The organism is Kineococcus vitellinus (assembly GCF_009906315.1).
GTDB classification, from domain to species: domain Bacteria; phylum Actinomycetota; class Actinomycetes; order Actinomycetales; family Kineococcaceae; genus Kineococcus; species Kineococcus vitellinus.
This window is the reverse complement of sequence record NZ_JAAALL010000304.1, coordinates 1-5,127: the sequence shown is the minus strand read 5'-3', so window position 1 is coordinate 5,127 and position 5,127 is coordinate 1. Positions and strand designations below refer to the sequence as shown.

The window sequence follows — 5,127 nt, the reverse complement described above, 5'->3', positions numbered from 1 at the left end:
GCGCGCGAGGCGCCGGCGCGCCGGGCGCGCTCGACGGCCGGGCCCACGGCCGCCAGCGCGGCGTCGACGTCGGCGCCCGTGGAGCTCCAGCCGAGGGAGAAGCGCAGCGCACCGGCGGCCTCCTCCTCGCCCAGGCCCATCGCCAGCAGGACGTGGCTGGGCTGCGGCACGCCGGCCTGGCAGGCGGAGCCGGTGGAGCACTCCACCCCCGCGGCGTCCAGCAGGTAGGTCAGCGAGTCCCCCTGGCAGCCCTCGACCGTCACGTGCGCGTTGCCCGGCAGCCGGCCGGCGAGGGGGTCGGGGCCGGGCGCGGCGCCGCGCACGCGGGTGCCCGGCACCCGCTCGCACAGCCCGGCGAGCAGCCGGTCGCGCAGCGCGGCCAGGCGCTGCGCCTCCTGCGGCAGCCCGGCGACGGCGGCCCGCAGCGCGGCGGCGGTGGCGGTGGCGCCGGCGGCGTCCAGGGTGCCCGAGCGCACCCCGAGCTCCTGCCCGCCGCCGTGCTGCAGCGGCACCAGCGCCGTCCCGCGCCGCACGAGCAGCGCGCCGCTGCCGACGGGCCCGCCGAACTTGTGCGCCGACAGCGAGAGCAGGTCCGCGCCGCTGGCGGCGAAGTCGACGGGCACGTGCCCGACGGCCTGCACCGCGTCGGTGTGCAGCGGGACGCCGGCCGCGTGCGCGAGGGCGGCCGCGGCCGCGACGGGCTGCAGGGTGCCGACCTCGTTGTTGGCCCACATCAGGGACACCAGGGCGACCTCGTCGGCGCGCGCGGCCAGCGCCGCCTCCAGCGCGGCGAGGTCGGTGCGGCCGGCGGCGTCCACCGGCAGCAGCTCCAGCTGCGCCCCCTCGCGGGCCGCGAGCCACTGCGCGCAGTCGAGGACGGCGTGGTGCTCGGCGGCGCCGACCAGCAGCCGGCGGCGGCGGGGGTCGGCCTCCCGGCGCGCCCGGTACAGGCCCGTGAGGGCGAGGTTGTCGCCCTCGGTGCCGCCGGAGGTCCACACCACCTCCGAGGGGCGGGCGCCGAGGGCGGCCGCCAGCGCCTCGCGGCTCTCCTCCACCGCGGCGCGGGCGCGGCGGCCGGCGGAGTGCAGGGAGGAGGGGTTGCCCGCGCCGCCGGTGGAGGCGGCGACGAGGGCGTCGAGGGCCTCGGGCCGCAGGGGGGTCGTCGAGGCGTGGTCGAGGTACGCCGTCACGCAGCCAGTGTAGGAGCGGGAGGCGGACCGGCCCGCCGCACCGCAGCGTGACGAGCGGACTGCGGGCGGTGTCGGGCAGACTGCGCCGGTGCCCGTCCCCACGTCCGCGCCCACCTCCGCGCCCCTGCCCGCGCCCCCGTCGGCGCCCGGGCAGCGCGAGCCGCTGCACGCCCCCGCGCCGACGCCGAGCCACCCGCTGGGGGTCAGGCTCACCGGTGACGGGGCCGACGTCGCGGTCCTGGCCGCGCACGCCGACGCCGTGGAGGTGTGCGTGATCGGCGAGGACGGCAGCGAGCAGCGCACCGCCCTGCCGGACGTCGACCTGGGGGTCTGGCACGGCCACGTGAGCGGCCTGGTGGCGGGCAGCCGCTACGGCCTGCGCGTGCACGGGCGCTGGGAGCCCGAGCGGGGCCTGCGCCACAACCCGGCCAAGCTGCTGCTGGACCCGTACGCGCGCGGGGTCAGCGGCGAGGTGCAGCTGCGCCCGGAGGTCTTCGGGCACGCCGTCGGCGCCGACCTCGTGGGCGACCTGGCGGTGCCCGACCCGCGCGACAGCGCACCGCACGTCGCGCACGGCGTCGTCCTGGAGGACCTGCCCGAGCGGCTGCGGCCCACCGCCGGCGAGCGGCCGCGGGTGCCGTGGTCGGAGACGGTCGTCTACGAGGCGCACGTGCGCGGCCTGACCCGCCGCCTGCCCGCGGTGCCCGAGGAGCAGCGCGGCACCTACGCCGCGCTCGCGCACCCGGCGGTCCTGGAGCACCTCACCTCCCTGGGCGTGACCTCGCTGGAGCTGCTGCCGGTGCACGCGAGCACCTCCGAGGTCCACCTGCGCCGGCGCGGGCTGGTGAACTACTGGGGCTACAACACCCTGGCCTTCAACGCCCCGCACCCCGGCTACGCCACGGCCGCGGCCCGCGCGGCCGGGGCGGCGGCGGTGCGCGAGGAGTTCCGCCGCGCGGTGCAGGGCCTGCACGCGGCGGGCATCGAGGTGCTGCTCGACGTCGTCTACAACCACACCTGCGAGGAGGGCCCGGACGGCCCGCACCTGTCGCTGCGGGGTCTGGACGAGTCCACCTACTACCTGCGCGACGCGGGCGGGCGGCCCTTCGACGTCACCGGCTGCGGCAACTCCCTGGACTTCGCCGAGCACCGCGTCGTGCAGTTCGCGCTGGACTCGCTGCGGTACTGGGTGGACGAGTACGGCGTCGACGGCTTCCGCTTCGACCTCATGACGACGCTGGCGCGCGGGCGCGACGGGTTCACCCCCGACCACCCCTTCCTCGTGGCGCTGGCCGCGGACCCGGTGCTGGCCGCCGCCAAGCTCGTCGCGGAGCCGTGGGACGTCGGCCCCCACGGCTGGCGCACGGGGCAGTTCCCGGCGCCCGTGCACGAGTGGAACGACCGCTTCCGCGACGGGGTCCGGCGCTTCTGGCTCACCGACGGACGGCAGGTGGCGCTGGGCGGCGGCGCACCGGGCGGTGCGGGGCGGGGGCTGCGGGAGTTCGCGACCCGCTTCGCCGGCTCGGCCGACACCTTCGACGTGCAGCGCGGGCGCCTCACGAGCGTGAACTTCGTCACCGCGCACGACGGCTTCACCCTGGCCGACCTCGTCTCCTACGACCACAAGCACAACGAGGCCAACGGCGAGGGCAACCGCGACGGCAGCGACTCCGACACCAGCTGGAACCACGGCGTCGAGGGCGCCACGGACGACCCGGGCGTGCTCGCGGCGCGCCGGCGCAGCATCCGCAACCTGCTGGGGACGCTGGTGCTCTCGACCGGCGTGCCGATGCTCACCGCGGGCGACGAGTTCGGCCGCAGCCAGGGCGGCAACAACAACGCCTACTGCCTGGACGACGAGACGTCGTGGGTGGACTGGGAGCTGGCCGGCTGGCAGCGCGAGCTGCTCGAGGACGTGCGCGAGCTGCTCGCGCTGCGCCGGCGCTACCCGGTCCTGCGCGAGGCGGGGGTGCGGCGCGGGCACCCCGTCCGCGAGCAGCGCCAGGACCTGCTGTGGTTCTCCGAGGACGGCGCGCCCATGACCGTCGAGCGCTGGCACGAGGCGGAGCGGCGGATCCTGCAGGTGCTCGTCGACGGCCGCGAGCGCGGGGAGGCCTCGGTCCTCGTCCTCGTCAACGCCGGCGACCGCCAGCGCGACGTCGTCCTGCCGCAGCAGGACGGGTTGGCGAAGTGGTTCCCGCGCTGGAGCAGCGCGCCGGAGCGCCGCCGGCGCCCCACCGCCGCGGGGCGGGCGCTGCGGATGCCGCCCTGGTCGCTGCGGGTGCTCACCTCCGCGTGACCCCGGCGGTGACCCCGGCGGTGACCCCGGCGGGAGGCCCGCTGGTGCTGCTGCCGGGCACGGGCTGCGACAGCGGGCAGTTCCACCACCAGGCGGCCGCGCTGGCCGACGCCTTCGAGGTGCACCCGCTCCAGCTGCCCGGCCACCGCGGGGAACCGCCCGCGGGCGACGGCGGCCTGGCGGCGGTCGCCGAGGCGGTGGCGGAGCGGATCGCCCGGCTGGCGCCGGGCGGGGGCGCGAGCGTCGTCGGGCACAGCGCTGGCGGGGTCGTCGCCCTGCTCGCCGCCGTGCGCCACCCCGGGCTCGTCGCGCGGCTCGTGCTCGTCGACTCCAACGTCCCGGTGACCGAGGACGCCGTGCGCCACAAGGCTGAGCGCGCCGCCGCGGTGCAGGGCCCGCAGTGGCGGCGGGTGCTGGAGGAGTCCATGCGCGCGGCGTGGGGCCCGCGGCTGCCGGTGCTGCGCGAGCGGGTCGTGGCGGGCGTCGTCGCCACCGACGAGGCCGCCGTGCGGCCGCTGTGGGCCGACGTGCTGGCCCTGGACCCGCGGCCGCCGCTGGCGGCGCTGCGGGTCCCGGCGCTGCACGTGCGCAGCAGCCGGGACGTCGACGGGGCGGCCCTGGCCGCGCTCAACCCGCTGCTGGGCTCGGCCGACCTGCGCCCGCTGGCGGCGGGGCACTGGCCGCAGCTGACCGAGCCGGCGGCGGTCACCGCGGTGCTGCGGGAGTTCCTGGCGGGCGGCTGAACCTCAGCGCCGGCCGGCCTGCGGCCCCCACTTGGCGAGCACGAGCGTCTCCAGGATGCTGACGAGGGTGTAGAGCAGGATCGAGGTGAAGGTCACGACGACGACGATGGCCCACAGCTTGTCGTACTGGACCTGGGAGTTGGCCCGGAAGATCTCCGAGCCCAGCCCCCGGCCGCTGAAGAGCCACTCGTAGAGCATCGCGCCGATGACGGCGCCGGGCACCGAGATGCGCACGGCCGCGAAGAGGTTCGGCAGGGCCGAGGGGATCGCCACCTTGCGCAGCGCCGTCCACTTGGTGCCGCCGTTGACGCGGATGACGTCGATGGCCTGCGGGGAGGCCGAGCGCAGCCCCAGCGCCGCGTTGACGAGGACGGGGAAGAAGACGACCACCCCGCCGATCGTGGCCGCGCGCAGCAGCTCGGAGGAGAACGTCATGCCGATGACGGGCGCCATCGCCACCAGCGGCACCGAGCGCAGCAGCATCGCCAGCGGCATGAAGACGAACTCCAGCGGCCGCAGCAGGGTGAACAGCGAGGCGACCGCGAGCGCCCCCAGGATGCCGGCGACGAAGCCGGTGACCGAGTCCGCCAGGGTCGTGCCCAGCCAGCCGGCGATCTCGGAGCGGTGGGCGGCGGCGTCCGCGTCGTCGAAGAGGTAGCGGTAGACGTCCAGCGGGCGCTTGCCGATGAACGGGTCGATCTCCAGCAGGCGCAGCAGCGCGTACCAGGCCAGGACCAGGACGAGCGCGGAGACGACGAGGGTCAGCAGCGAGGAGCCGACGCGGCGCAGGACGGCACCGGCCACGGAGGCGCCGCTGACGTCCTCGTGCACGTCGGCGGCCGGCGCGGGCGGGACCGCCGGCCGCGCCGGACGGGCGCCGCCGGCGGTCCCGCCC

General features: G+C 77.5%; 4 protein-coding genes. 2 read left to right on the top strand and 2 right to left on the bottom strand.

Annotated elements, in window-relative coordinates:
* Nucleotides 1-1,190: aminotransferase class V-fold PLP-dependent enzyme (locus tag GTQ99_RS19535; protein ID WP_166617376.1), on the bottom strand; the 1,190-nt coding region annotated here is incomplete at its 3' end.
* A gap of 88 nt (nucleotides 1,191-1,278) precedes the next feature.
* Here GTQ99_RS19535 and glgX point away from each other — a divergent pair.
* Together glgX and GTQ99_RS19525 are read left to right on the top strand one after the other, a co-directional pair.
* Entirely contained in the window at nucleotides 1,279-3,489 is a 2,211-nt protein-coding gene (gene glgX, locus GTQ99_RS19530; RefSeq protein ID WP_166617375.1) for a glycogen debranching protein GlgX, read from the top strand.
* Complete coding sequence (locus tag GTQ99_RS19525; RefSeq protein WP_166617374.1) at nucleotides 3,486-4,232, top strand: alpha/beta fold hydrolase; 747 nt, start codon at nucleotides 3,486-3,488, stop codon at nucleotides 4,230-4,232. Before glgX ends, GTQ99_RS19525 begins: the two co-directional genes overlap by 4 nt.
* Before the next feature lie 3 nt (nucleotides 4,233-4,235).
* Here GTQ99_RS19525 and GTQ99_RS19520 read toward each other — a convergent pair.
* Nucleotides 4,236-5,127: ABC transporter permease (locus tag GTQ99_RS19520; RefSeq protein WP_166617373.1), on the bottom strand; the 892-nt coding region annotated here is incomplete at its 5' end.